Origin of the sequence: Corynebacterium sp. A21 (assembly GCF_052266655.1) — a bacterium.
GTDB lineage: Bacteria > Actinomycetota > Actinomycetes > Mycobacteriales > Mycobacteriaceae > Corynebacterium.
Window position 1 is genome coordinate 64,990 of the sequence record NZ_JBQPQY010000008.1, and the last position, 24,309, is coordinate 89,298.

Here is a 24,309-nt window from a genome sequence, read left to right on the forward strand (position 1 = left end):
AAAAGACGCGAAAATGAGTACCACGATCGTGCACCTGGTCCGCCACGGTGAGGTCCACAACCCGTCGAAGATCCTCTACGGCCGCATCCCCGGCTACCACCTCTCAGCTCGGGGTCGCAGCCAGGCAGCCCGCACCGCCAAAGCCTTCACCGGGCATGACGTGACCTACCTGGCTTCGTCCCCGCTGGAACGTGCCCAGGAAACCGCCGAGTCCTTCAGTGAGGTCACCGGCTGCGACATCAACATCGAACACGGACTACTCGAGGCCGGCAACCGCTATGAGGGGCTCCACGTCAAGGGTTGGCGTAGTCAGTTGTGGAACCCGGTGCGTTGGCCGCTGATGAACAACCCCACCCTTCCCAGTTGGGGTGAGCACTACGTCGATATTGCCGACCGGATGATGGACACCATCGAACAGGTCCGGGCCAGGGTCGAAGGCCACGAAGCCATCCTGATCAGCCACCAGCTGCCCATCATCTGCGTGCAGCGCACGGTGCGTGGCCAGTCGCTGGCGCATAACCCGGCGGTTCGCCAGTGCGATCTTGCCTCAGTAACCTCCCTGGTTTTCCAAGGGGAGAACCTGGTAGACATCGTCTACTCCGAACCTTCACAGGAGATCTGATCACACCAGTGAATATGTTCCGCTCAAAGGTTGCCATCGCGGTGGCAACTCTAGCGCTGTCCGCACTGGCCCTGGGGGCCTGCAGCATCGAGGACTCCGCCACCCAGAATGCCGTCGCCTCCGGAGGTACTTTCGAGTTTCATTCCCCGGGTGGCCAGACCGTGATCACCTATGAGAAGGGCGAGCGCAAGCCGCTGCCCAGCTTCTCCGGCGAATCCCTCATGAGCGAGGGCGAGGAAATCAGCCTCGATGATTTCGCGGGTGAAGTGGTGGTCCTCAACGCCTGGGGCCAGTGGTGTGCTCCCTGCCGCAGTGAATCCGATGATCTGCAGATCGTCCACGAGGAGTTGCAGAAGACCGGCGGAACCCTCCTGGGCATCAACGTCCGTGACTATAACCAGAGCATCGCCCAAGACTTCGTCACCGACAACGGACTGAGCTACCCCTCGATCTATGATCCGCCCTTCCGGAGTGCCGTGGCACTCGGCGGCGTGCCGACCTCCGTGATTCCCACCACGATTGTCCTGGACAAGCAGCACCGTCCGGCAGCCGTCTTCCTCCGGGAGGTCACCTACCAGGATGTCCTGGATGTCGCTCTGCCACTGACGGAGGAGGCATGAATACCCTCCAGGTGATGGCACAGGCCGGCATCGGCCAGCAGTTCGCGGAGGCGGCGGTGTCCGGTCCGCTACTGCTGGGCATCCTCGCCGCTGCCGCCGCTGGTCTGGTGTCCTTCGCCAGTCCCTGCGTCATCCCGCTGGTACCTGGATACATGAGTTATCTCACCAGCATTGTCGGTGGCGAAATGAACTACGAGGGCAAGTACGGCCCGGAGGTGGCCAAGAAACGCAACTGGGCGGTCACCGGTGCGGCTCTCCTCTTCATCCTCGGTTTCACCGTGGTGTTCCTGCTGGCCACCGTCACCGTTTTCGGCGCGATCAGCCTGCTCACCCTTAATGCTGAATTGCTCATGCGCATCGGTGGTGTGGTCACCATCCTCATGGGGTTGGTGTTCCTGGGCTGGGTACCCGGACTGCAGCAGGACACGCGGTTGCAGCCACGCCGCTGGACCACCTGGCTCGGAGCCCCGCTACTCGGCGGCGTCTTCGCTCTCGGCTGGACCCCCTGCCTGGGTCCCACTCTGGCCGCCATCATCTCCGTTTCCGCCGGTACCGAGGGGATGACCGCAGTGCGCGGCATGGTCCTCATCATCGGCTACTGTCTCGGTCTCGGCCTGCCCTTCATCTTGCTGGCCATCGGTTCCACCAAGGCCATGAAGGGAGTGGACTTCCTGCGGAAGCATTCCCGGAAGATCCAGCAGATCGGTGGCTGGTTGATGATCGCGGTCGGTATCATGCTGGCCTCCGGTGCCTGGGCCTACTTCATTAATTGGGTCCGGCAGTGGACTGTGGAGTACGGTGCAACCTTGATCTAGCACCACGGCAGGTTATCTCCCGGATAAATGATCAGAAATGGCTCCTCACCTGTGCGGTGAGCGGCTAACCCACGTGCAAGGAGTAGGGCCGACAACGATGCGGACCGTCATCAAATATCTCAGGAAAGCCTGGAACTGGCTGACCAGCATGCGCACCGCCCTGGCGTTGCTCTTTTTGCTGGCACTCGCTGCAATCCCGGGAGCACTGCTCCCGCAGCGCAGCCTGAACGAGACGAATGTCATCGAGTACATCGAGAATAACGGCAAGCTGGCCGAGATCTACGATCAGCTCCAGCTCTTCGATGTCTTCAGCTCCACCTGGTTCATCGCCATTTTCGCGCTTCTCATGATCTCTCTGGTCGGCTGTATCCTGCCGCGTACCTGGGATCATTACAAGGCGATGAAGACCCCACCGGTCAGGGCGCCGAAGGTCTTGTCCCGGTTGCCGCACCACGGTGAGGGGGTCGTCGACAAGCCCCTGGCCGAGGTCTCCGCTGAAGTTCGCGGCCTGTTGAAGAAGTGGCATCTCTCCGAGACCCCGGTAGAACAGGATCGCGCCGGCGCGCTGTCCTTCGCCGCGGAGAAGGGCTATGCCCGCGAGTTCTTCAACCTGATCTTCCATATCGCGCTGGTCGCGATGCTGGTGACCGTGGCGCTGGGCCGCATTCTCTTCTACGAGGGGATGGTCATCGTGGTCACCGGTGCCGAGGACGATGGGCACCGCTCCGAGTTCTGCAATACCTCCACCGCGAACTTCGATTCCTTCCGCGCCGGCCCCACTTTCGACGGCACCGGGCTGACCCCCTTCTGCTTTGTCGCCCATGATTTCACCGCGGACTACCTGCCCAATGGCCAGGCTGAGATGTTCACCTCGAATATTTCCTATGCCGAGGGCGAGGACATCCTCTCTGACCCGGAGACCTGGGAAGACTTTGAGTTGCGCGTGAACAATCCGCTGCGCATCGGCGGTGACCGCGTCTACCTGCAGGGACACGGCTACGCCCCGAGCTTCACCGTGGAATGGCCCAATGGCGAGTCCCGGACCCAGAATGTGCAGTTCCGACCGGATGACCTGACCTACTTCCTCTCCTCCGGCGCGGTCCGCTTTGACCCACCGGCCGGGATGTACCCCGACCTCTATGAACGCCGTCAGAACCAGCTGGCCATCCAGGGCCTGTTTGCACCGACCGCGGAATGGTCCGGCGAGAACGATGAGCTGCTGCAGTCCTCTTTCCCGGCGATGCGTGACCCGGCCGTGGCCATCGATATCTACCGTGGTGACAATGGGCTGGATACTGGCCGCGCCCAGTCGATCTTCAGCCTGGATTCCGCGATGATCCACAGCGGTCAGCTGCAGAAAATTGAACGGGTGAATCTCCTGGAGGGTGATTCCGTGACCTTGGATGACGGCACCAAGGTCACCTTCAACGGGGCCTATGAGTTCGCGAACTACCAGATCAGCCGTGACCCGACCCAGAACTGGGTGCTGGTCTCCACCATCTTCATGCTGATTGGCCTGGTGGGCTCCCTGGTGATCAAGCGTCGCCGCATCTGGGTGCGGCTGCGCCCGACTGAGGACGGTGGCACCTACATCGAGACCGCCGGTCTGGCCCGCACCGACCGTGCCGGCTGGGGCGAGGAGTATGAGGTGGTGCACCGCGCACTGTTGGGGCTGCCTGATCCGGAGGACCTCGAGGAAGAAGAGTCTTCGGTGAAGAACGGCAAGAAGTCTGCCGACTAGTGTTGTTGTCAGCCGGACCAGCGGCGCCGGTGGGGATTTCCCACCGGCGCCGCTGCCATGGCAGCGATCATGCTTTGGAATGAGAATGTCATCCTCCAAAAGGATGATGAGTTGAGTCTGTCGCATTGAGTTTCCTACCCGATCGCGGGTAATGTCCTTGGGTGGTAACCAAACGGGCCACAAATTCCCCCACACTGAAATTGGATAGGGTGTCCACCTGCCATGCCTGTCAACCAGACCCTCGCGTCATTTTCTGACACAGCTTTCATCACGGCCTTCTTCATCTATCTCCTGGCCCTGGTGATCTCGATCTTCCACTACGTGAAGCACTCCGGCATCATTGATTCCCGGCGCGAGCGTGAGCGAGCTGCCGAGCGGGAACTGGTCAGCGTCGGCGCTGGCGCCGCCGATTCCGGGACCACGGGCACCGTGGACAGCAAGGACGCCCCGACCCTCGCGGACCTGCCGGGTGGGGATGAGCTGGACGCCAGCGAAGCGAAGGCCGACAGGTTCGCCGGGATGGCCCAGGCTCTGGTCTGGCTGGGCATCATCGTCCACGTGGCCACCATCGTGCTGCGTGGCCTGGCCACGGCCCGTTTCCCCTTCGGCAACCTCTACGAGTACATCCTCATCGTCACCGCTTTCGCGATGATCGCCTCCGCCATCGTCTTCCAGCGCCGCGAGTGGCGCGCCATGTGGCCCTGGGTTCTCACGCCGATGCTGGCACTGCTCTTCTACGGCGGCGGAAAACTCTACTCCGAGGCTGCCCCGGTTGTCCCGGCGCTGCAGTCCTACTGGTTCCCCATCCATGTCTCCACGGTCTCCATCGGTGGTGCCATCGGCATGGTCTCTGGCATCGCCTCGCTGCTCTACCTGCTGCGCATGTGGCAGCCCAAGGGCAAGGAGCGCGGTTTCTTCGGCGCGGTCGCCCGTCCGCTGCCCGCCGCGAAGACCCTCGACGGAGCGGCCTACAAGACCGCCATTGTCGCCCTGCCGGTCTTCGGGCTGGGTGTGGTGCTCGGGGCCATTTGGGCGGAAGCCGCCTGGGGCCGCTTCTGGGGTTGGGACCCGAAGGAGACGATGTCCTTCATCACCTGGATCCTCTATGCCGCTTATCTGCATGCTCGCGCGACGGCCGGCTGGCGGGACTCCAAGGCCGCCTGGATCAACGTGCTGGCACTCGCCGCGATGATCTTCAACCTCTTCTTCATCAATATCGTGATCTCCGGCCTGCATTCCTATGCCGGCCTGAACTAGCTCCGGTTAGAGAGGGGCACAGGGGGTTATCTGCCCACCAGCTGCAAAGCTGCTCGCGCAATTTCCCCCTGATGTCCCCAGCTCCCGGAATATCGTTGGACACACCGATCCTCGGCCTGAACTGACAGCCGTCTCACGGGCTGCAGATTCGGGATGAACGCCGCGCCCTCTCATCTGGAGGGGTCGCGGCGTTTTTTGTGGAGAGAGTGGCTAACGTTCGGGAAAAGATCTGATAACACCTATCGCTTTGATTGGGAAATTGCCCTATCTTGCCCTACGCTTGTGACATGAAACACATGAAGAACGCCTCCATTTCCGTGATTTCCCTCCTTGCGCTCACGCTCTCCGGATCGACGGTCGCCAGCGCGCAGCCGGTTGAAGCTCTGCCGGAAGCTGCCCAGCAGAACGTAGTCGCCTTTGCTTGGGTGGATCCAGGCGGGGCCAGGGAAGACCTCAGGGCCACACATGAGGAATGGATTGAGCTCAATGAGATTGAGCGGCTGCCTGAACTGGATGCGGTAGCTGAGGACTATGCGGTCAGGGCCATCACCGCGGATTGGGACTACCGGGATGATCCGGCGGGTGTCAGCATGACCGATCTCATCGCCGAGAGGGGCGAGTATGTTCAGGTGGCACGATTCACCCTTGAGGGGGCGGAGGCCTGGAGTGCGCGTGGAATGGCTGATATTCCGGCGGCCCCCGATGTGCCACTCGGTCTCGCCGATAAGCAGGATGATAACTATATCTATGTCGTCCTCGCCTTTGGTTCGCTGCCGACAGTTTATTAACGTGGCGCTGGGCCTCCGTGGCGCTGAGCCCCCGTGGGGGAGTGCTGTGTAGGGGTATCGCAGTGCTGCTCCTCGGCTAGATTTTCCGGTTCTGGAATTCTGTCTGCGGGGACCCCGTCATAGGGGTGGTGGTTATCTGTTCTGGTCATACCTGTGCGGAAACGCTCCGAAAGTTTCGGCCGAAACTTATATTTGTGAGATGAAGCACATTAAAAAGACAAGCGTTTCGCTCATCGCCCTCCTCTCCTTGAGCCTCTCGGGGACGGCCGTGGCCACCGCCCAGAATTCCACCCTCAGCTCAGGACTTTTCGGAAGTAGCTCGACGGGGGAGACTCCGGTCCCGGGCACCCTCGAAGACCGGCTCGAAGCCTCCTATGACACCTGGATCAGGAACAGCGGTCTCACGCGCACTCAACGGCTGGACAGTCTCGCGGCAGACTGGGTGAACGAAGCCAGCAGATCAGACTGGGAGTACGAATACTTCACCGGTGGCATCGGCATCATCTCCGGCGAACTGGAAACCGGGGAGGGCATTGAGATTCTCCGCTACACCGCGGAAGCTGCCGAGTACTGGGCGGAGCGTGGGATCGGGGAATTCATGAACGATGACCCCTTGGGGCTGCAGGGGTTGGCCGCTGCCCGGAGCCCCGATGATTCCGGCGCAGACTACGTCTACATCGTCCTCATCGGGTATTACTGATCCGCGATCTACTGCCCTCAACCTTCGGGTGCGGTAGTTCCCCAGGAAGCAGGTGAAGCCCTGTTCCCGGCATGCCGTGACATGTCTGTGCCTTTCCCCGGGGGAACCGCGTACCCTGTCAGGTGCCCAATTGGATGAGTGATGGAGTGTTTGATGTCTGGTCCCCGTCGCAAGACCGGCAAACCTGCCGGTGATGTACCTGAGCTGCTTGCCCTCGGTGGGCAGTTGGCGGAACGCCGCCGAACCCTGGGGAGGTTGCAGCAGGAGCTGGCCGATGAGGCCGGGGTTTCGCGTTCCACCCTGCACACCATTGAGCATGGTGGTGCCGGAGTCCGATGGGAGAAGATCGAGGCGGTCGCCGCAGCTCTGGGCATGCAGCTCAAGCTGGTGGAGGCGGACCACCCGGTCCTGCCGGCTCCGGAATCGGAGATCCCCGGGGAGCAGGGCTAAGTGCGCATTCTGGTCACCGGTGGTGCCGGTTTCATCGGTTCGAATTTTGTCCACCGCACCCTGGACACCCGGCCGGACTCCCAGATCACGGTGTTGGATGCGATGACCTATGCCGCCAATGCGGAAAACCTCCAGGGGCTTGACCCGGGGCGTTGCCGACTGGTTGAGGGCGATATCTGTGATGAGGAGCTGGTCGATCAACTCATGGCGAACACGGATCTGGTGGTCCACTTCGCCGCGGAGAGCCATAATGACAATTCCCTGCGGGACCCGCTGGCTTTCACCCGGAGCAATGTCGAGGGGACGGTGGTGCTGATCAGTGCCGCGGTCAAGCACGATGTGCGTTTCCACCACATCTCCACTGACGAGGTCTTCGGTGATCTGGCGCTGGATGATCCCGCGAAGTTCACACCCGAAACCCCCTATCAGCCTTCGAGCCCGTACAGCGCCTCGAAGGCCGCCAGTGATCACTTCGTCCGGGCTTTCGTTCGGAGTTATGGACTGCGCGCCACGATCTCCAACTGCTCGAACAACTACGGCCCCCGCCAACACCCGGAGAAGTTCATTCCGCGGCAGATTCTCAATCTGCTGGCGGGGGAGGAGCCCCGGATCTATGGTGCCGGGGAGAATATCCGGGACTGGATCCATGTGGATGATCACAATGATGCGGTCTGGGCCATCATCGAAAAGGGCGAACTCGGCCAGACCTACCTCATCGGCGCTGAGGGGGAACACAGCAACCTTGAGGTGGTCGCGGAGCTGAACCGGGTGTTTGGCCGGGAACCGGGGGCCTTCATCCATGTCACCGACCGCCCGGGTCATGACCGTCGATACGCGATTGACGCCACCTCCACCCTGGCTCTGGGATGGGAGCCGAGGCACCGCGAGTTCCACGCTGGGCTGCACGCGACGGTGGCCTGGTACCGCGCCAACCCCGGCTGGTGGGGGCAGGCCCGGGCTGCCGCCGAAAGCGCGTATCGACGCCGCGAAGAGCAGCTGCCCAAGTAGGATCAGGGGCATGCTGCATGAAGTAGAGCAACTGCCCGGAGTCCTGCATTCCCGCCCACAGGTTCACCCTGATGAGCGCGGTTCCTTCCATGAATGGTTCAAGGCCTCAGCTTTCGAGGAGGCCACCGGCCATCCCCTCGATCTGCAGCAGGCCAATCTCTCCACCTCGAAGGCAGGGGTGCTCCGCGGCCTGCACTTCGCGGAGGTACCGCCCGGGCAGGCGAAGTTCGTCTCCTGCGTCCACGGCCGCATTCTGGATGTGGTGGTGGATGTGCGCCGTGGCTCGGAGACCTTCGGCCGCCATATCGCGGTGGAATTGAGCGCGGCGAACCGAGAGGGCCTCTATATCCCGGTGGGCTTCGCCCATGGTTTCCTAGCGCTGGAGGATTCCACTGTCACTTATCTGACCACTGCGGAATACCAGCCCGGCGTGGAACATGGCATCAACCCCTTCGATGCGGAACTCGCCATCGCCTGGCCGGAGATGGATTATCTCCTCTCTGCGAAGGACCGCAGTGCGCCTGCGCTGCAGGAGATCGAGCTGCCGGAGTATGAAGACTGCCGCGCCTTTGAGAACCTGCTGCGCGATGGCTGGGTCCTCGCCAATGAGGGGGGAGGGGAGTGAAGGGGATCCTCCTCGCCGGCGGCACCGGATCGAGACTGCGGCCGATCACCTACGGCATCTCCAAGCAGCTGGTCCCGGTCTATGACAAGCCGATGATCTACTACCCGCTGTCGACCCTGATGCTGGCGGGAATCACCGACATCCTGATCATCACCACGCCGGAGGATCGCAGCCAGTTCCAGCGGCTGCTGGGGGATGGCTCTCAATTCGGCATCACCCTGAGTTATGTGGAGCAGGACGCCCCGCGTGGCCTGGCGGAGGCTTTCCTCCTCGGTGCGGAACACATCGGGGATGACTCCGTGGCACTGGTACTCGGGGACAATATCTTCTATGGTGCCGGCCTGGGTACCCAGCTGCGCCGTTATACCGAACCTGACGGCGGGGCGATCTTCGCTTATTGGGTCTCCAACCCGGAGGCCTATGGCGTGGTGGACTTCGATGAAAATGGCACCGCGCTTTCGCTGGCCGAGAAACCGGAGAAGCCGAAATCCCACTATGCGGTGCCGGGACTGTACTTCTATGACAATGATGTCATTGAGATCGCCCGGGGGCTGAAGCCTTCGGCCCGCGGTGAGCTGGAGATCACCGACATCAACAATGAATATCTGCGCCGCGGGAAACTGCAGGTCGAGGTGCTGCCGCGTGGTACCGCCTGGTTGGACACCGGAACCGTGGATCTGCTGATGGCGGCCGGTGATTTCGTCCGCACCATCGAACAGCGACAGGGGCTGAAGATCGGTTCCCCGGAGGAGGTCGCCTGGCGGATGGGCTACATCGACGATGCCGAGCTCTGTGCCCGCGCGGAAGAGCTCAAGGCCTCAGGTTATGGTGCCTATCTGTTGGAGACCCTCCAGCGGGAACGCAGCCTTTAGCCGGCGTGGCAGCGGCCCCGGAAACACGAAACCGGGAGCTGCTCACCTGACGTAGGTCTTCGGCTCCCGGTTCTCCGCCGTTATTTCTGCGGCCCGGCTATTTCTTCTCATTCTCCGGGGTGTCCGGATGCTCTGACCCCTCGGTGGGGTCCGAAGATGCGCTCCGTGGAGTTTCCCGGTAGCGCTCTTTTGCTTTTTTCATCCGTTCGGCTTCCTCCTGTGCCGCGGCCTCGCGGGCGCGGCGCTCCTTGAACCGGTCCTTCTCCAGGTTCCAGAGGAAGTCCTCATCATCATCGGGTCCCTTGATCTGTCGCGGTGGCGCCGACTGGCGAATGTGGTTCTTTTGCCAGCTCTTCGGCCCGAAAGCCTTCCAGAGCAGCACCACGGCCACGATGATCAGGATCAGTAGAATTACTCGTCCCATGTCTCCTCCTTATATCCCCTCCAGAATACGGGTTATGGCAAGTTCTGAAGTAGGGTCGAAGGAGTGAGCACCCCAGAGTCCCCCGATCAGAACCCGGCAGCCACTCCGGCTACGAGCACTCCCGTGAACACTTCTGCGAGCCAGGGCCCGCAGCCGGATCCGGCGCTGAAGAAGAAGCGCAACCGGGCACTGTTGAAGTACGGTGCGGCCCGCCTTGGACTGTTCCTCTTGCTGACCGTGATCATTCACGGGGCAGCCGGGCTGATCGGTGCCCCCGTGCCGCTGGTGATGTCGGCGCTGCTGGCGTTGATCGTCGCGTTCCCGCTCTCGATGCTGATCTTCTCGGGGATGCGCGCCGAGGCCACCGAGACCGTCGCTGAGCTCACCGCCCAGCGCAAGGCCTACAAGGCCTGGGTGGCACAGGAGCTCGCCGAGCGCTGATCGCGCTGCCGGAGACCGCTTATCGACGCCCCTGGGTCGGCACTGCGTGAGCGTCCGCCTGGGCGATGTCAGCGTCCCCCGCCCTCCTCACAATCTATGCTCGGCGAGAACCTCGGCAACCAGCCGCTCGACCTCGGTGGTGTGATCAGGGCTGGCCAGAGTGATCGCGGCATTGAGCGCATCAAGTACCGCGAGGTGGGCGATTCGACTGGCCACAGCCTCCAGCCGGTAATCGGTCTCCCGTGATCCCGCCACCAGAGTGACCTCAACCAACTCGGTCAGTGGTGAATGAAAGAAACTGGTGATCGCGACAGTGCCGGCCCCTGCCTGGCGGGCGGCCGCGACAGCCTGCAGTGTCTCACGGGTCTGGCCGGTGTGACTGATTGCCAGGCACACCGTATCCGTGCCGAGGAGCCGCGCGGCGACATGCTGCAGGTGGGGATCGCTGGGCGCTTCGGCTTCAATTCCAGAGGTGCGGAACCGGTAGGCGATGTCCTGGGCGAGTGGCGCGGAGGTGCCGGTTCCCACACACAGCACCTTCCGGGCCCCGGCCAGCAGCGTCACCGCCTGGCCGAAAGCGGCAACCTCAAGGGTGCCGCGGGCTGATGCGATGGCAGCCTGGGATTCGGCGAGAACCTTGTCCAGGATCATTTCAGGGGAATCTCCGGCCGCTACTTCACCATGGGCGGTAGCTGCAGGGGACGTGGTTTCCCTGGCTAATCGGAGCTTGAGGTCGGCGAAGCCGCGCAGCCCGAGGTCCTGGCAGAAGCGAACGACAGACCCTACCGAGGATTCGGTCTTCGCGGCGACATCAGAAACCGTGAGTTGGACCATTTCCTCGGGTGCCGCGAGAATCATCTCGCCGATCCTCCGGCCGCTGGTGGTCAAGGAGGGCAGGGTGGCCCGCAGCAGGGGGAGAATCGGTCCCGGGCCGGGTTCCGGTGAGGTAGTCATGCCCTCATCATCGCATCCAAGTTGATCGCTGACCTGGGTGGGGGCGGAACATTGAACACTTAGGAAGAATGTTCCATGATTTTGTTATATTATGGAACTTAGTTCATAAAGTGCTTCCGGTGCATGATCCCGGTGCGCGGTGGTGAGTTCCAAAGGAGAGACCATGACAGATACTTCAGCGCTGCCCTTGGCGGGCAGCGCCATCCTCAGTCCCGGTGAGGTCAGTGCCTTTCAACGGGATGGCTATATCGCGATCCCGGGCTTCCTCGGCGAAGCCGCGATCACCCAGCTCCGCTCCTGGGTTACCGACGTGGAATCCTGGCCAGCCGGAGAAGGCGAGTGGCTTCAGCATGATGAGCAAGGGGCGAACGGTGCGGTACGTACCCGCACCGAGAATTTCTCCCCCCACCACCCGGGCCTGGATCAGCTACTGACCCAGGGGCCGTTGCGCCAGATGGCCGGCCAGCTCCTTGGTGGGAGGGCAGTGCTCTACAAGGAGAAGATCAACTACAAGCATCCCGGTGGCGGCGGGTTCGCCGCCCATCAGGACGCACTGGCCTATCCCCATATTCCGGTGAGCGTCAGCTGCCTTCTCGCGGTAGATGATGCCACCCTCGGAAATGGGTGTCTCGAGTTCGTGGGAGGTCAGCACGGGCAGCTGTTGCCGACGGACGGGGATGGCTGCGTCGATCCGGACCTGGCGGAATCTCTGGTGTGGAAACCGCTGCCGGTCCCGGCCGGATCGCTGGTATGGTTCCACAGTCACACACCGCACCGCAGTGGTGCCAACTCATCTGATGCGTCCCGACGGGCGCTCTACCTCACCTATAATGCCGCCACCCTCGGCGATCTGCGTGCGGCCTACTATGCGGATAAGCGCAGCGCCTTGGAGTCTTTCCAGTCAACTGAATCAGGCCACCAACGGGTCAGCCTGATCGGACACTTTCAGGGAGTCGCACCGCGATGAGCAACCTACTTGACCGTTCAGAGATCACCTCGCCGGAGGAGGCGCTGAACTTCCTCTTCGACCTCTTCGCCGCCCGGGGGGAGTCATATTATGATGAGGCAGTCACGCAGAATGCGCATGCGTTGCAGACGGCGGCACTTGCGGAGAGGGAGAATGCCCCGGTAGCGCTCGTGGTTGCCGGGCTGTTGCATGATGTCGGGCACCTCATCGTCGACGAGCATGGGGGCCAGGACAACTTCCTGGAACGCGATGCCCATCATGAGCGGATCGCGCTGCGACTGCTCGCGAAGTGGTTTGCCCCCGAGGTGGTCGAGCCGATCACCCTCCATGTCGCCGCCAAACGATATCTCGTGGCCAAGGATCCGGACTACGCCAACGGGCTCTCAGAATCCTCGGCGCAAAGCCTGGCGGTGCAGGGTGGGCCGATGTCTCCGGCCGAGGCCGCCGAGTTTGAGGCCTCGCCCTATGCGGAGGATGCCTGCCGCCTGCGGCGCTGGGATGATGGCGCCAAGGTCAATGCGGCCAGGACCCCCGACTGGGAGCACTATCGTCCCCTGGTGTTCTCCCAGATCACCATGCACTAAACCCACACGGTCTATTGCCCGAAGAGCAGTGCGATGACGAGCATCGCCGGGAGTGCGGCGAAGGTGGTCAGGAAGACGGAATCGCGGGCCACCACCTCGCCCTTGCGGTAGGTGGCGGCGTAGTTGTAGACATTCTGTGCGGTCGGCAGGGCCGAGAGGATCACCGCGGCGTAGAGGCCTTCGGTGTCGAGGTTGAAGGCCAGCCCCAGACCGAAGGCAATCAGCGGCATACCCGCCAGTTTGATGCCGGTGGCAGTCAGTACGGAGGCGCGGTCGTCGAGGGAGTTCAGCACCCTCGTGTTCGTCAGGGAGGCACCGAAGCTGAGCAGGATCATCGGGATCGAGGCCCCGCCGAGGATCTCGACGGGGGCCATCACCGGTGCAGGGACCTCCCACTGCGCCAGGCAGACCACCAGGCCTGCCACCGAGGCCAACACGATCGGGCTGAACAGTGAGTTTCGGATCACCTTCATGATCTTCCTGCGGGAGCTGTGCCGTCGGCTTTCATCGGTGCCCTCCGGACCGCTGGCCCCACCACCGACCGAGAGTGCGGCGAGCATCAACGGGGTGAAGACCACCAGCTGCAACACCAGTACCGGGGCGACATAGGCGGCGGTGCCCAGCACGTAGATGCTCACCGGCAGGCCGATGTTATTTGAGTTCACATAGGCGGCCGCGGAGGCACCCATCGCGGTGGTGGGGATATCGCGTTTGAAGAAGACCACCGATATGACACAGAACAGTGCCGCAGTGAGCAGGGTGGCCAGGAAGATCACCGCGATCACCGGGGAGAAGAGATGCGCCGGCTCTGAGGTGGCTACCACATTGAAGAGCAGTGCCGGAGTGGCGGCGTAGAAGGCCACGCGGTTGAGAACCAGCCGCTGCTTTTCGCCCTCGATGACCCCCTTGAGGGAAAGCAGATAGCCGATGAAGATGATCGATAGGATGATGGCGAATCCGGTGATAATGCCGAGCACAGTTCCGGCCTCCCTAGAATCCGATGACCAGGGCGATGGTGGTCAGAATCGACCAGGCCAACATGGTCTTACCGGTGGCTCCGATTACCGGGATCAGCTCCTGGCCGGTTTTGCCGCGCACGATCGGACCGGCCCCCTTGATCGCCAGCGGGAAGAGGATCAGGCCGACCAGGGCCGGGAGGGTGGCAACGGCCAGGATCAGGGAAGCCAGGAACGGGACACAGAGCAATACCCGGTAGAGGATCCGGGAGTTCTTGTCCCCCAGTCGCACCGCCAGCGTGATCTTGCCGGTGTCGGCATCGGAGGGGATGTCGCGGATATTATTGGCCAGGTTCACCGAGGCCGAGATTGAACCGATGGCGATGGCGGCCACCAGGCCCTGCCAGCTCACGGCACCATGCTGGGTGAACTCGGTGCCCATGACCGCGACCAGACCGAAGAAGATGAACACCGCCACCTCGCCGAGGCCGCGGTAGCCATAAGGGTTCTTGCCACCGGTGTAGAACCAGGCACCGAGGATGCAGATCGCACCGATGATGATGAACCACCAGGCGCTGGCGAGACTCAGTGCGATACCCGCGATGCCGGCGACCGCGAATGACAGGAATGCGGCCATCTTGACCTGCCCGGGCCGGGCCAGTCCGGAGCCGGTCAGCCGCAGTGGTCCGGTGCGGTCCTCATCGGTGCCGCGGATCCCGTCGGAATAGTCATTGGCGTAGTTCACCCCGACGATCAGCGCCCAGGCGACCACCAATGCCAGTATCGCCCGCCACCAGCTGAAGCCACCGTGGAAGGCGGCGACACCGGAACCGATGAGGACCGGGGAGAAGGCGTTGGCCCAGGTCTGTGGGCGGGCTCCCGTGAGCCAGTCTTTGGCGGTGGCGCGGGGTTGTGGGGCAGACACGAGGGGCTCAGACATAGCCTTCATTCTTCCCCACCGGGGCCGGAACGGGGCAGTCAAGGGTGGGATCCAGGCTTGCTGTGGCACATGACCGGGGAGAATAAGACCTGGAATCAGGTGGCTGCGAAGGTACCGGAGCTGAAGAAACACCTAAAAGATCCTATGAAACATGGTGGTGTACTGGGGAATCGCGGCCGGAATCTGCTCCGGACCCACCATGCCGGGCGGTGGGCGTTAAAGTCTAGGGGTCCGGCCGAGTGCCGCACAGATGTAGTGGACGAAAGATTAAGGCAGGAAAAGTTAACGTGTGGATCGGTTATGCCGTGGGGCAGTTCGCGAGCTTCTTCCTGACGCTGCTCAGGATGGTCCCGCTGACCCTGGCCAACCGTCTCAGCCGCACCCGCGTTCCGCAGCAGGGTGAGGTCATCATTTCCCTGACCTCCCACGGTAACCGGATCAGCCGGGTGCATTACACGTTGGAGTCCATCTTCCGTGGACATGAGAAGGCCCCGGTGATTCTCTGGCTCGACGAGGCTGACTACAACTCTGAATGGCCACCCACCCTGCGTCGCCTGGTCTCCCGCGGCCTGCAGGTCCGCTGTTCTGATGGCACCTATGGCCCGCACACCAAATATTGGAATCAGTTCCGGGAATCCGTCGGCACCGGGACCAGGGTGGTGACCGTCGATGATGACATGATCTACCCCGAGTGGTTCCTCCAACGACTGCTGTTCATCGGGGACCTGCGGCTCGACGCCGTGATCGCCTACCGCGCCCACCGCATCGAGCTTCGTGACGGCCACATGCTGCCCTACACCAAGTGGACCGCTGCAGATACCTGCTCCGCCTCCCTGCTGCATTTCGCGACCGGGGTCTCCGGGGTGATGTATCCGAGCACTTTCATCGACTATGTAGTGGCTCAGGGGGATGTGTTCACCACCTTGTCCCCGCGGGCCGATGACGTCTGGCTGCACGCCTGCGCGCTGCGCTCCGGACACCCCATCCGGCAGGTCTACGCCCAGCCCCGTCACTTTGCGGTGGTGCCGACCACCCAGGTCGGCGCCCTGGTGGTGGGCAACACTTTGATGGGTGGCAATGACGAACAGATCAAGCGGGTCTACCGCGCGGAAGATCTGGCGGTCCTGCTGGACGCCCACGACCGGGAAGACTAAAAGAGCTTTTCGACGGCCCGTCGGTCCACCTTGCCTGGCCCGGTCAGCGGCAGCTGGTTCAGGTGCCTCAGCTCCTTGGGTAGCTGCCAGCGTGGCAGATCATCCAATCCCTCAATCACCTGGTCCGGAGCGGCGGGGCCGGAATATGCGGCAACGATCGCCTGTCCTAGCCGCGGGTGGGGGACTCCCACCACGCACACCCCGGTGACACCCGGTACCGCGAGGATCGCCTGTTCGAGGACCTCCGGGTGGAGCTTGAGTCCACCGGAGTCGATCACGGTGTCGAGCCGGCCTTGAACTGTGAGCACCCCATCCTTGAGCTCCCCGGAATCAGTGGTGGCGAACCAGCCGGGCTCGGCGAAGGCCGCATGCGCAGGCAGATTGCGATAACCGGCCGCGATCATCGGGCCGCCAAGGTGGATTCGACTGTCCTCCACCCGGACCTGGGCGCCGGGGATCGGATGACCGTCGTAGACGCAGCCGCCGGATGTTTCGGAGGAGCCATAGGTGGCCACCACCTTGATGCCCAGTTCCTCGGCGGCGTGCCGGGTCTGCGGGTTCAGCGCGGCGCCGCCGATCAACAGGGCGTCGAAAAGCCGCAGTGCCTCGATGCCTTCGAGGGAGTCCATGGCTTTGGCCAGCTGCATCGGTGCCAGGGAGGTGTAGAGGCGGTCGCCGGTTTCGGCGAGTTCGCGGGTCGCGGTGAGGAAACGAGGGATCTGGAAGCCACTGCTCAGGTCCAGGGCGAGCGGCTCGACCCCAGCGATCAGGCAACGGATGAGCACCTGGATGCCGGCGATGTGGTGCGCGGGCATCGGCAGCAGCCATTGGCCCTCGCCGCCGAGGTACTGGTGGGTGGCATCGGCGGAGCTGACCAGGTTGCCCGCCGTCAGCTGTGCGCCCTTCGGGGTGCCGGTTGACCCAGAGGTGGCCATCACCAGGGCGATGGAATCATCGATGGGTTGGCCCACCCGCTGGGTATCGCGCAGCAGTTGGGTGCGTGAGCGGTCATGCGCGGGGACCGGCAGCAGCGAACGCTGCCCGGAGATCGCATCCTCCAGGGCGCCGAGGATGGCGGTGGGGTTGGCGGGGTCGACCGGGAGCGGTTCAAGAATGTGGGCTGCCATGGTTCCTGAGTCTAATCCGGGGGTCAGCCTTCTCCCCGGCGAATGACGAAGCGGGCGTCGACCAGGTGTGGTCGGCGCCCGCTGGGCTTTAAAATCCGGGTGGAGAAATCCCGGTGAGATTACCTGTGGGGATGTCCCGGGGGAGTGTTCAGCGCCGGGCTGGTGGCGCTGAACCATGAGTCTTAGGCGAAGGCCGGCTGGTTGCTCTTGGTGCCGCGCTTGGCGCTGATGAGGGCGTCCAGGCTGAAGCGACCGGCACCCAGGGCTGCCAGGGTGATGGTGCCGGCGGCGATGGCGCCGACGAGCTCCCAGCCACCGTTGGCGACGAAGATGCCGTAGGGCAGGTGGGCGAAGAGGGCGGCACCGACCATCACCAGGGTCAGGATGATGCCGACGATCGGGGTGAACAGGCCGAGGATCAGCAGGGCGCCACCGAGGATCTCAATGGTGCCGACGAGCGGGGCGGCAAAGCCGGCGGCCGGGATGCCGATGGAATCGAAGTAGCCGGTGATTCCCTCGAGGCCGGTGATCTGGAACTTGTCCCAGCCGTGGGCGATCAGGATGACACCGAGCAGGACACGGGAAATGAGCAGAGCAATCTCTTTAGCTGTTGACATGTCAAGCAATTTAGCAGCTGGTTGGTGACGTGTCAACCAGTGTCCTGTGAAAGGTGGAATTAGTTAGGAAAATCACACCAGCTACTCCATGGGGGTGTGGCTAACTTAGTATCCCCACTTTGGCCAGGGTAATTTCATCTCCATACCTTCTGCCGCAGACATCAAGGTCCGCGCAATGACAGAGAAAGAGGTCCCCGATGGGCAGAATCATGCAGATCCTGAAGATCGCGATGGCGTTTGTCGGCATCATCGTCGGTGCCGGATTCGCCTCCGGCCAGGAAGTGATGCAGTATTTCGTCGCTTTCGGCATCGAAGGCATCTGGGGCGCGATCATCTCCGGCTTCGTCATGACCGTGATGGCGATGATCATCCTCCAACTCGGCAGCTACTTCCGCGCCGGGGAGCATGGTGAGGTGTTCAAGCGGGTCACCCACCCGATCTTCTCCCGGATTCTCGACATCGGTGTGGTGGTCACCCTCTTCTCCACCGGGTTCGTCATGTTCGCCGGAGCAGGTTCCAATATGCAGCAGCAGTGGGGGCTGCCGATCTGGGTGGGTGCGATCATCATGCTGCTCCTCGTCCTGGCCGCTGGCATGCTCGATGTGGAAAAAGTCACCACCCTCATCGGTGTGATCACCCCCTTCATCCTGGCCTTCATCATGATCGCCTCGGTGTACACCCTGATCACCGCTGACATCGATGTCTCGCGTCTCGACGCCGCGGCCCTCGACACCGTGGACACCACCCTGCCGCACTGGGCGGTGGCCGCCGTCAACTACGTCGGCTTCAACCTCATGGTCGCGGTCTCCATGGCGATCGTCATCGGCGGCACCATGTTCAGCCCCCGCTGGGCCGGCATCGGTGGACTGGCCGGTGGCCTGATCTATTCGATCATGCTGCTGATTAGTGCCCTGACGCTCTTTGCCGCAGTGGAGACCGTGGGAACTGACGCCCTGCCGATGCTCACCATCATCAACCAGCTCAACCCCTGGCTCGGACAGGCGATGGCGGTGGTCATCTACGGCATGATCTTCAACACCGCCCTGGGTATGTTCTACGCCCTGGGCAAACGTCTGACCGCCAGTAATCCGGACCGCTTCCGCGTTGTCTACATCATTGTCACCCTGGTGGGCTTCGTACTCAGCTTCATCGGATTCCAGACCCTGGTGGCCTATGTCTACCCGGTTCTCGGCTACATCGGCCTGTTGCTGATCGCCGTGATGACCTGGGCCTGGTTCAAGGGCCACCACCAGATCAGCGAGGAATCCGGGCGTCGCGCCCGACTCAAGGTCCTCCTTGGCCTGCGCGACCACGGTGAACTCCAGCTGAAGGATGAACAGGAACTGACGGCCGAGGTCGCCGCCTCTAATCTCCCCGCCGGGGAGATCGAGCGCGCGCACCGGGAGGACAAGGACTAACTTCCGGGCCTCGGGCGGGCGTCGAAAAGCGGCCCAGTGGCAGGGCGAGCCGGAGCCAGCTTCGATAGGCTCAGGCCATGCAGACCTGGTGGGAAAAACGCAATGCCAACTCGGGAGGTGAGCTGTTTTCCGATGCCGCGGTGGCCCTGCTTGATGAAGTGGAGCTCGCCTTCGCAGATACTGGTGCACAGACTCCGGGCTGGCCGGACCCTCACCGCGACCCCTCAGACCCCCACGGATATCGCGCATCTGATGATGATGAGTACGAGCGTTGCCTGCAGCCGGGCCGCTACGCAATCGTCGAAGCCCGGGGTCGTGCCTGGGCGGAAGTGCTCATCCGGCGTGGTTGGGCGAGGATCACCGAGAACCAGAAAGCGGATCCAGGTAGACGGTCGGTGACCATCCATCCGCTCCGCGTCGCCCCAGGGGTGCAGCCGCTGATCCTGAGGAGCGAATACTTCATCTTTGACAACGGCCATGCTCCCTGTCTGGAGGTCTGGGCCGGAGAACCTGCGATCAGGCTAGCTCAGGCACCCGACTGCGCCTGTGACGCCTGCGATTCCGGTTCCGAGGATCTGCTGGAGATTATTGATCAGATGATCTTTTCTGTGGTCGATGGTTCCGTTGACGCGGAGAGCGGGCCGCGTTCCTCACATGTCCGGACTTCTTTTGGCGGTTCCGGATCTACTCTCGGGCCCACTATCGCAGACCGTGACGTAGCCGCAGGGAAGTTCACCGCCCAGCCCTGGGTTGCGGGATGGCAGGCGCGGGCACTCAGCGCACCGAGGTGCTGAGCTGAGGGCTGGCGGAGGCAGCGCACGATTTCCAGTTGCCCTGGGCTGGTCACCCAGGCGCATGAGCCCAGGCATGCCGGTTTAGTAGTAGTAGGGGAACTCTGACCAGTTCGGCTCCCGCTTTTCCAGGAAGGCCTCCTTGCCCTCCACCGCTTCATCGGTCATATAAGCCAGGCGGGTGGCTTCGCCGGCGAAGACCTGCTGGCCCATCAGACCATCATCGGTGAGGTTGAAGGCGAACTTCAGCATGCGCTGTGCGGTGGGGGATTTACCGTTGATCTCCCGGGCAGCCTGGATGGCTTCGGCCTCCAATTCTGCGTGATCAGCGACAATATTCACCGCACCCATCTGCTGCATGCGCTCGGCATCATAGGTCCGGCCGAGGAAGAAGATCTCCCGGGCGTTTTTCTGACCCACCATCTTCGCCAGGTAGGCGGAACCATAACCGGCGTCGAAAGACCCGACATCAGCGTCAGTCTGCTTGAAACGGGCCTCCTGGCGGGAGGCGATGGTCAGGTCGCAGACCACATGCAGGGAGTGTCCACCACCGGCCGCCCAACCGTTGACCACCGCGATGACCACCTTGGGCATGGTGCGGATCAGGCGCTGCACCTCAAGAATGTGGAGACGGCCGCCCTCCACCTTGGCACGGGCGGTGTCTACGGTGGCGGCATCGGCGTGGGCATCATCATGGTCGTGTGCGGTGGCGTACTGGTAGCCCGAACGCCCCCGGATGCGCTGATCCCCGCCGGAGCAAAAGGCCCAGCCGCCGTCCTTTTCACTGGGGCCGTTGCCGGTGAGCAGGATGGTGCCCACATCAGGGGTGCGGCGCGCGTGGTCCAGGGCCTGGTAGAGCTCATCGACGGTGTGCGGCCGGAAGGCATTGCGCACCTCCGGGCGGTCGAAGGCGATGCGCACGATTCCGTCGATACGCTCGGTGCCCACGTGGCGGTGGTAGGTGAGGTCGGTGAGGTCCTCGAAACCCTCGACGGTCCGCCACTGGGTGGGATCGAAGGGGTTCTCGGTGCTGTACGTTGTCATGGACCTCAGCTTAGGCGGGACCGTTCAGTCGCTGATCACCTTGACCGCCAACTCTTCAGCGTACTCGTTGATCTGCCGGGCCAGGTCCACATCCCGGCTGGTCAGACCACCGACATCATGGCTGGACAGGGTGATTGCGAGGGTGGGGTAGGTCAAGGTGATGTCGGGATGGTGGTTGGCGGCTTCCGCAGCGGCGCCGATGAGGTTGACCAATCGGAGTCCGGTGGCGAAGTCACCGGTCTTGAAGGTCGCCTGGATGGTGTCATCGACCTGGTGCCAGCCACTCAGCGCGGCATCAATGATCTGGGCGGGGGAGAGTTTCTGCTTGGGATCACTCATGCCTCCATCCTTCCCGGAAATCCGCCCTTTGAACACCCCCTGCGGTTTTCCGTACCCTGGCAGCCATGAAGCTGCTGTTGACCTCCTTCGGCCATGCCTCGGTAGCCTCCTTCCTCACCGGGACCGTCGCCTACATCTCCGATGCCACCCGCAGTTTCGGGGATGCCCCCTATGTCGACATCGAGCGGGAAATGCTGCGCGGCCACGGACTCACCTTGATCGAACTGCCACTGGCCACCACCCCACCGGCAGAGGTGGACCGCATTCTCGGCGAGGTAGCGGGGGTCTACGTCGCGGGCGGGGAGACCTTTGACCTGATGTGGGTGCTGCGTTCCACCGGCACCGATGAGATCCTCAGCCGCCATGTCCGTGCCGGGTTGCCCTATGTCGGCTGCAGCGCCGGCTCGGTGATCGCCGGAGCCAGCATTGAGCCGGTCGCACTGCTCGACGACCCCGCCATCGCTCCCGACCTGCATGATCACTCCGGCCTCGGCTTCACCGACCGCGTGATCATCCCGCATGCCGGCGGCAACCTCCCGGAGTTTCCGATCGAGACCTTCGCCGAGACCGTCCGCCAGTACGGCCGGGAATACCCCCTGGTGCTGCTCCGGGACGGTGAAGCCCTGCTCATCGACGACACCGGTACCCGCCTTATCTAGGCTGGGGCACATGAACTCCCCCTCAGCCGATCAAATTCTCGAGCGCGCCCACGTTGTCTCCCTGCCCATGCGGGTGCGTTTCCGCGGCGTCGATAAGCGCGAAGCCCTGCTTATCGAAGGCCCCACCGGCTGGGGCGAGTTCGCGCCCTTCCTGGAATACGGACCTGAAGAGTCCGCCGCCTGGCTGCGCGCCGGGATCGAGGCCGCCTGGGAAGGCTTCCCCGAACGAGTGCGCGAAAGCGTCGAGGTCAACGCCACCATCCCCGCCGTCGAAGCCGCCCGCGTCCCAGAGATCCTCGACGGCTACCCGGGATGCCGCACCATCAAGGTTAAGGTCGCCGAGAAGGGCCAGACGCTTGCCGACGACATCGCGCGGGTCGACGCCGTGCGCCAGGCCCGGCCCGGCGCGGTGATCCGGGTGGATGCCAACTGTGGCTGGAGTGTGGCGCAGGCTCTCGAGGCCGCCCGTTCGCTCGGCCCCTTGGATTACCTGGAGCAGCCGTGCGCCACCGTCGAAGAACTCGCCGAGGTTCGCATGGCCCTGCAACGCGCCGGGATGTTCATCCGGGTCGCCGCCGATGAGTCCATCCGCCGGGCCGATGATCCCTTCCGGGTTGCGCAGCTGCGCGCCGCGGATGTCGCGGTGGTCAAGGTCGCCCCGTTGGGTGGCGTACGCCGCCTACTTGATATCTCCGCCAAACTACGCGCCTCCCATATGGATGTCACTGTGGCCAGTGCCTTGGACACTGCGGTGGGGTTGAACGCCGGGTTCGCTGCGGTGGCCGCGCTGCCGCGCCTCAATGATGATGACCTTATCGACGTCCCGCCCGCCGCGGCGGGGCTCGCCACCGGTTCCCTCTTCCTCGAGGATGTGGCCCCGGCACGTGAAATTAATGAGGGTTTCATGGCCACCGCCCCGATCATCCCCGAACTCGCCCGGATCGAATCACTGGCGGCGACTCCGGAGCGTCGGGACTTCTGGTTTGAACGGGTCCGTCAGGCACTGGCTTATATTTAGAGCCCGGAATGAGATGGGTAGCGGAGGCTCAGAAGAAGAACTCCGGATGAAATTCCCATACCCCCTGCTCCCGCATCCCAGACACCGGCTTCGGATGGCGACGTTGCCCAGCCTGAGTCTGACGGTGCTCCACGGTCTGCCTGACCTGGGTGATCACCTCATTGAGTATCTGGTTCAGACAGTCATCGGTATAACGCAGCGCCGCCCAGCCCTGCTGAATCGCATGGTTGGTCTTCCACCGGTCGAGAATGAAGCCACCGTCAACCGGGCTATCTGGGGAGGACTCATGAAAATACCTGCTGTCCAGATCCACGACCGTGGTGCCAGAGACTAAACCAACATCCCAATGGTAGGGGCCGAGCTGGAAGTTCGGAATCGGATCCAAACCCCGCTTGCGCAGCTGATAGATGAAGATGCGCTCCATCCGGCTTGACGCACCAATCACAGAATCTTGTAGGAGCGGGGACACCCCGATACGTTGCGATGGATTCAGCTGGCGCAGGTCAGCCTCAAAACGATGCCTTCCGGAAAACCCGTCATAATGGCTTTCCAGGAAACGGACCAGCTCCAAATGGTTGTGATGACCCTGGATCGACCCGGCAACTCCGGCCGGCGTATCGACGAAGATATTCTCCACCCGCTGATACCGACGCCGCCGCGAGGGAACCGCATTGAGGATCTCGGTGTAAATCGGGCGGGCGCTCCGTGGAAGAATGCCCTGTGCCGGTAGCGAGATCTGATTGAGTCCATACACACCGGCAGCCGTGGCCCCGGTGAAAATCAACTGGGGATAACGGTGCTGGATCGCACGGAGGGCGGACTTCGGATCAGGCCTGGGCTCGGTGTAAATCCCTCGGCCCAACTGAAATAGGGTGCCGGCATCCACCCGATTCTTGATCTGCCGATGGGACAAACCTGATTCTCTCAATTCCTTAGTGGTCCAATGCATGGCCAGCGGTGGCCTTTCCTTCGTTGTGCGTTGTGATGATTGCGTTGGATTGGACTCGGTTTGGCGGGAGAGGGTTCCCCGCGAGATTCCCGAAGGGGTGCCGCAGGAGCTCCTTGGTGGTGGCTCGTGGTGCTTCGTGGTGAGGAATGCAGGACGGTTTGGGCCGCCGTGGCGACAAGATGGGCGGAGACGTCCTACACTGCCGTCCGGCAGACCCGGTAGGGAGCGGGGGCGAGGTCGATCTCCGCAGGGCCGCCTTATCGGTGCTTCGTGGTGAGGAATGCAGGACGGTTTGGGCCGCCGTGGCGACAAGATGGGCGGAGACGTCCTACACTGCCGTCCGGCAGACCCGGTAGGGAGCGGGGGCGAGGTCGATCTCCGCAGGGCCGCCTTATCGGTGCTTCGTGGTGAGGAATGCAGGACGGTTTG

General features: G+C 62.8%; 28 protein-coding genes. 19 read left to right on the forward strand and 9 right to left on the reverse strand.

Translation table 11 applies throughout. The features are described 5' to 3' along the window. Window positions 1-13: 13 nt before the first annotated feature. From ACTU46_RS11710 to rfbA, 11 genes are all read left to right on the forward strand, one after another. The gene (locus ACTU46_RS11710) at window positions 14-622 is read left to right on the forward strand and encodes a histidine phosphatase family protein (protein WP_443381876.1); all 609 of its coding nucleotides are present in this window, start codon (window positions 14-16) and stop codon (window positions 620-622) included. Between the two features lie 14 nt (window positions 623-636). Continuing rightward, window positions 637-1,242 (forward strand): TlpA family protein disulfide reductase, encoded by a 606-nt coding sequence (locus ACTU46_RS11715; RefSeq protein WP_443381878.1) that lies wholly within the window; start codon window positions 637-639, stop codon window positions 1,240-1,242. Beyond that, on the forward strand, window positions 1,239-2,057 hold the full coding sequence (locus tag ACTU46_RS11720) for a cytochrome c biogenesis CcdA family protein (RefSeq protein WP_443381880.1): 819 nt from the start codon (window positions 1,239-1,241) through the stop codon (window positions 2,055-2,057). The genes ACTU46_RS11715 and ACTU46_RS11720 overlap by 4 nt, the downstream gene beginning before the upstream one ends. A gap of 97 nt (window positions 2,058-2,154) precedes the next feature. Continuing rightward, window positions 2,155-3,798 (forward strand): cytochrome c biogenesis protein ResB, encoded by a 1,644-nt coding sequence (locus ACTU46_RS11725; protein ID WP_443381885.1) that lies wholly within the window; start codon window positions 2,155-2,157, stop codon window positions 3,796-3,798. Between the two features lie 222 nt (window positions 3,799-4,020). After that, window positions 4,021-5,055, forward strand: coding sequence for a c-type cytochrome biogenesis protein CcsB (ccsB, locus tag ACTU46_RS11730; protein ID WP_443381887.1), 1,035 nt, complete (start codon window positions 4,021-4,023; stop codon window positions 5,053-5,055). A 287-nt stretch (window positions 5,056-5,342) separates the two neighbouring features. Next, entirely contained in the window at window positions 5,343-5,843 is a 501-nt protein-coding gene (locus ACTU46_RS11735) for a hypothetical protein (RefSeq protein WP_443381889.1), read from the forward strand. Between the two features lie 199 nt (window positions 5,844-6,042). Continuing rightward, the gene (locus ACTU46_RS11740; protein ID WP_443381891.1) at window positions 6,043-6,543 is read left to right on the forward strand and encodes a hypothetical protein; all 501 of its coding nucleotides are present in this window, start codon (window positions 6,043-6,045) and stop codon (window positions 6,541-6,543) included. Between the two features lie 153 nt (window positions 6,544-6,696). Next, window positions 6,697-6,993, forward strand: coding sequence for a helix-turn-helix domain-containing protein (locus ACTU46_RS11745; RefSeq protein ID WP_443381893.1), 297 nt, complete (start codon window positions 6,697-6,699; stop codon window positions 6,991-6,993). Then, on the forward strand, window positions 6,994-8,001 hold the full coding sequence (gene rfbB, locus ACTU46_RS11750; protein ID WP_443381895.1) for a dTDP-glucose 4,6-dehydratase: 1,008 nt from the start codon (window positions 6,994-6,996) through the stop codon (window positions 7,999-8,001). It begins immediately after the preceding gene. A 10-nt stretch (window positions 8,002-8,011) separates the two neighbouring features. Continuing rightward, window positions 8,012-8,626, forward strand: a complete 615-nt coding sequence (rfbC, locus tag ACTU46_RS11755) for a dTDP-4-dehydrorhamnose 3,5-epimerase (RefSeq protein WP_443381897.1) — start codon at window positions 8,012-8,014, stop codon at window positions 8,624-8,626. After that, window positions 8,623-9,498, forward strand: a complete 876-nt coding sequence (rfbA, locus tag ACTU46_RS11760; protein ID WP_443381899.1) for a glucose-1-phosphate thymidylyltransferase RfbA — start codon at window positions 8,623-8,625, stop codon at window positions 9,496-9,498. Before rfbC ends, rfbA begins: the two co-directional genes overlap by 4 nt. Before the next feature lie 97 nt (window positions 9,499-9,595). On the opposite strand, the gene ACTU46_RS11765 is transcribed toward rfbA, so the two are convergent. Then, on the reverse strand, window positions 9,596-9,922 hold the full coding sequence (locus ACTU46_RS11765; protein ID WP_443381901.1) for a hypothetical protein: 327 nt from the start codon (window positions 9,920-9,922) through the stop codon (window positions 9,596-9,598). Between the two features lie 63 nt (window positions 9,923-9,985). Between ACTU46_RS11765 and ACTU46_RS11770 the strand changes: the two genes are divergently transcribed. Continuing rightward, on the forward strand, window positions 9,986-10,363 hold the full coding sequence (locus ACTU46_RS11770) for a DUF4229 domain-containing protein (protein WP_443381903.1): 378 nt from the start codon (window positions 9,986-9,988) through the stop codon (window positions 10,361-10,363). A gap of 87 nt (window positions 10,364-10,450) precedes the next feature. Here ACTU46_RS11770 and ACTU46_RS11775 read toward each other — a convergent pair whose 3' ends face one another. Next, entirely contained in the window at window positions 10,451-11,317 is an 867-nt protein-coding gene (locus ACTU46_RS11775) for a MurR/RpiR family transcriptional regulator (RefSeq protein ID WP_443381905.1), read from the reverse strand. Window positions 11,318-11,480: 163 nt separating this feature from the next. On the opposite strand from ACTU46_RS11775, the gene ACTU46_RS11780 reads away from it, so the two are divergent. Next, window positions 11,481-12,284 carry a phytanoyl-CoA dioxygenase family protein gene (locus ACTU46_RS11780; protein WP_443381907.1) on the forward strand — a complete coding sequence of 268 codons (804 nt, stop codon included), beginning with the start codon at window positions 11,481-11,483 and terminating at the stop codon, window positions 12,282-12,284. After that, entirely contained in the window at window positions 12,281-12,868 is a 588-nt protein-coding gene (locus ACTU46_RS11785) for a phosphonate degradation HD-domain oxygenase (RefSeq protein ID WP_443381909.1), read from the forward strand. Before ACTU46_RS11780 ends, ACTU46_RS11785 begins: the two co-directional genes overlap by 4 nt. Before the next feature lie 11 nt (window positions 12,869-12,879). Here ACTU46_RS11785 and ACTU46_RS11790 read toward each other — a convergent pair whose 3' ends face one another. Together ACTU46_RS11790 and ACTU46_RS11795 are read right to left on the reverse strand one after the other, a co-directional pair. Next, window positions 12,880-13,845: an AEC family transporter gene (locus ACTU46_RS11790; RefSeq protein WP_443381911.1), complete on the reverse strand. Its 966-nt coding sequence runs from the start codon at window positions 13,843-13,845 to the stop codon at window positions 12,880-12,882. 13 nt (window positions 13,846-13,858) lie between these two features. Next, complete coding sequence (locus tag ACTU46_RS11795) at window positions 13,859-14,764, reverse strand: 1,4-dihydroxy-2-naphthoate polyprenyltransferase (RefSeq protein ID WP_443381913.1); 906 nt, start codon at window positions 14,762-14,764, stop codon at window positions 13,859-13,861. Window positions 14,765-15,051: 287 nt separating this feature from the next. On the opposite strand from ACTU46_RS11795, the gene ACTU46_RS11800 reads away from it, so the two are divergent. Further along, window positions 15,052-15,918 carry a glycosyltransferase gene (locus ACTU46_RS11800; protein ID WP_443381915.1) on the forward strand — a complete coding sequence of 289 codons (867 nt, stop codon included), beginning with the start codon at window positions 15,052-15,054 and terminating at the stop codon, window positions 15,916-15,918. Here ACTU46_RS11800 and menE read toward each other — a convergent pair. After that, entirely contained in the window at window positions 15,915-17,045 is a 1,131-nt protein-coding gene (gene menE, locus ACTU46_RS11805) for an o-succinylbenzoate--CoA ligase (protein WP_443381917.1), read from the reverse strand. The two genes, ACTU46_RS11800 and menE, sit on opposite strands and share 4 nt — an antisense overlap. Before the next feature lie 182 nt (window positions 17,046-17,227). Beyond that, window positions 17,228-17,662: a DoxX family protein gene (locus ACTU46_RS11810; protein ID WP_443381919.1), complete on the reverse strand. Its 435-nt coding sequence runs from the start codon at window positions 17,660-17,662 to the stop codon at window positions 17,228-17,230. Window positions 17,663-17,859: 197 nt separating this feature from the next. On the opposite strand from ACTU46_RS11810, the gene ACTU46_RS11815 reads away from it, so the two are divergent. Both ACTU46_RS11815 and ACTU46_RS11820 read left to right on the forward strand, forming a co-directional pair. Next, on the forward strand, window positions 17,860-19,080 hold the full coding sequence (locus ACTU46_RS11815) for a YkvI family membrane protein (protein WP_443381921.1): 1,221 nt from the start codon (window positions 17,860-17,862) through the stop codon (window positions 19,078-19,080). Between the two features lie 77 nt (window positions 19,081-19,157). Further along, entirely contained in the window at window positions 19,158-19,874 is a 717-nt protein-coding gene (locus ACTU46_RS11820) for a DUF6226 family protein (protein ID WP_443381923.1), read from the forward strand. 81 nt (window positions 19,875-19,955) lie between these two features. Here the strand turns inward: ACTU46_RS11820 and ACTU46_RS11825 are convergent, their stop codons facing one another. Further along, the gene (locus ACTU46_RS11825) at window positions 19,956-20,915 is read right to left on the reverse strand and encodes a 1,4-dihydroxy-2-naphthoyl-CoA synthase (protein WP_443381924.1); all 960 of its coding nucleotides are present in this window, start codon (window positions 20,913-20,915) and stop codon (window positions 19,956-19,958) included. 24 nt (window positions 20,916-20,939) lie between these two features. Beyond that, the gene (locus tag ACTU46_RS11830) at window positions 20,940-21,254 is read right to left on the reverse strand and encodes a 4a-hydroxytetrahydrobiopterin dehydratase (RefSeq protein WP_443381926.1); all 315 of its coding nucleotides are present in this window, start codon (window positions 21,252-21,254) and stop codon (window positions 20,940-20,942) included. 65 nt (window positions 21,255-21,319) lie between these two features. Between ACTU46_RS11830 and ACTU46_RS11835 the strand changes: the two genes are divergently transcribed. Both ACTU46_RS11835 and ACTU46_RS11840 read left to right on the forward strand, forming a co-directional pair. Beyond that, window positions 21,320-21,913 (forward strand): Type 1 glutamine amidotransferase-like domain-containing protein, encoded by a 594-nt coding sequence (locus tag ACTU46_RS11835; protein WP_443381928.1) that lies wholly within the window; start codon window positions 21,320-21,322, stop codon window positions 21,911-21,913. A gap of 10 nt (window positions 21,914-21,923) precedes the next feature. Next, the gene (locus tag ACTU46_RS11840) at window positions 21,924-22,931 is read left to right on the forward strand and encodes an o-succinylbenzoate synthase (RefSeq protein ID WP_443381930.1); all 1,008 of its coding nucleotides are present in this window, start codon (window positions 21,924-21,926) and stop codon (window positions 22,929-22,931) included. Between the two features lie 28 nt (window positions 22,932-22,959). Here the strand turns inward: ACTU46_RS11840 and ACTU46_RS11845 are convergent, their stop codons facing one another. Then, a complete protein-coding gene (locus ACTU46_RS11845; RefSeq protein ID WP_443381932.1) occupies window positions 22,960-23,880 on the reverse strand; it encodes a type IV toxin-antitoxin system AbiEi family antitoxin domain-containing protein in 921 nt (306 codons plus the stop codon). Between the last annotated feature and the right edge of the window lie 429 nt (window positions 23,881-24,309).

Coding starts and splice junctions, on each gene's coding strand:
- ACTU46_RS11710 (WP_443381876.1), top strand. CDS start 14: ATGAGTACCACGATCGTGCACCTGGTCCGCCACGGTGAGGTCCACAAC.
- ACTU46_RS11715 (WP_443381878.1), top strand. CDS start 637: ATGTTCCGCTCAAAGGTTGCCATCGCGGTGGCAACTCTAGCGCTGTCC.
- ACTU46_RS11720 (WP_443381880.1), top strand. CDS start 1,239: ATGAATACCCTCCAGGTGATGGCACAGGCCGGCATCGGCCAGCAGTTC.
- ACTU46_RS11725 (WP_443381885.1), top strand. CDS start 2,155: ATGCGGACCGTCATCAAATATCTCAGGAAAGCCTGGAACTGGCTGACC.
- ccsB (WP_443381887.1), top strand. CDS start 4,021: ATGCCTGTCAACCAGACCCTCGCGTCATTTTCTGACACAGCTTTCATC.
- ACTU46_RS11735 (WP_443381889.1), top strand. CDS start 5,343: ATGAAACACATGAAGAACGCCTCCATTTCCGTGATTTCCCTCCTTGCG.
- ACTU46_RS11740 (WP_443381891.1), top strand. CDS start 6,043: ATGAAGCACATTAAAAAGACAAGCGTTTCGCTCATCGCCCTCCTCTCC.
- ACTU46_RS11745 (WP_443381893.1), top strand. CDS start 6,697: ATGTCTGGTCCCCGTCGCAAGACCGGCAAACCTGCCGGTGATGTACCT.
- rfbC (WP_443381897.1), top strand. CDS start 8,012: ATGCTGCATGAAGTAGAGCAACTGCCCGGAGTCCTGCATTCCCGCCCA.
- ACTU46_RS11765 (WP_443381901.1), bottom strand. CDS start 9,922: ATGGGACGAGTAATTCTACTGATCCTGATCATCGTGGCCGTGGTGCTG.
- ACTU46_RS11775 (WP_443381905.1), bottom strand. CDS start 11,317: ATGACTACCTCACCGGAACCCGGCCCGGGACCGATTCTCCCCCTGCTG.
- ACTU46_RS11780 (WP_443381907.1), top strand. CDS start 11,481: ATGACAGATACTTCAGCGCTGCCCTTGGCGGGCAGCGCCATCCTCAGT.
- ACTU46_RS11785 (WP_443381909.1), top strand. CDS start 12,281: ATGAGCAACCTACTTGACCGTTCAGAGATCACCTCGCCGGAGGAGGCG.
- ACTU46_RS11795 (WP_443381913.1), bottom strand. CDS start 14,764: ATGTCTGAGCCCCTCGTGTCTGCCCCACAACCCCGCGCCACCGCCAAA.
- menE (WP_443381917.1), bottom strand. CDS start 17,045: ATGGCAGCCCACATTCTTGAACCGCTCCCGGTCGACCCCGCCAACCCC.
- ACTU46_RS11810 (WP_443381919.1), bottom strand. CDS start 17,662: ATGTCAACAGCTAAAGAGATTGCTCTGCTCATTTCCCGTGTCCTGCTC.
- ACTU46_RS11815 (WP_443381921.1), top strand. CDS start 17,860: ATGGGCAGAATCATGCAGATCCTGAAGATCGCGATGGCGTTTGTCGGC.
- ACTU46_RS11820 (WP_443381923.1), top strand. CDS start 19,158: ATGCAGACCTGGTGGGAAAAACGCAATGCCAACTCGGGAGGTGAGCTG.
- ACTU46_RS11825 (WP_443381924.1), bottom strand. CDS start 20,915: ATGACAACGTACAGCACCGAGAACCCCTTCGATCCCACCCAGTGGCGG.
- ACTU46_RS11830 (WP_443381926.1), bottom strand. CDS start 21,254: ATGAGTGATCCCAAGCAGAAACTCTCCCCCGCCCAGATCATTGATGCC.
- ACTU46_RS11835 (WP_443381928.1), top strand. CDS start 21,320: ATGAAGCTGCTGTTGACCTCCTTCGGCCATGCCTCGGTAGCCTCCTTC.
- ACTU46_RS11840 (WP_443381930.1), top strand. CDS start 21,924: ATGAACTCCCCCTCAGCCGATCAAATTCTCGAGCGCGCCCACGTTGTC.
- ACTU46_RS11845 (WP_443381932.1), bottom strand. CDS start 23,880: ATGCATTGGACCACTAAGGAATTGAGAGAATCAGGTTTGTCCCATCGG.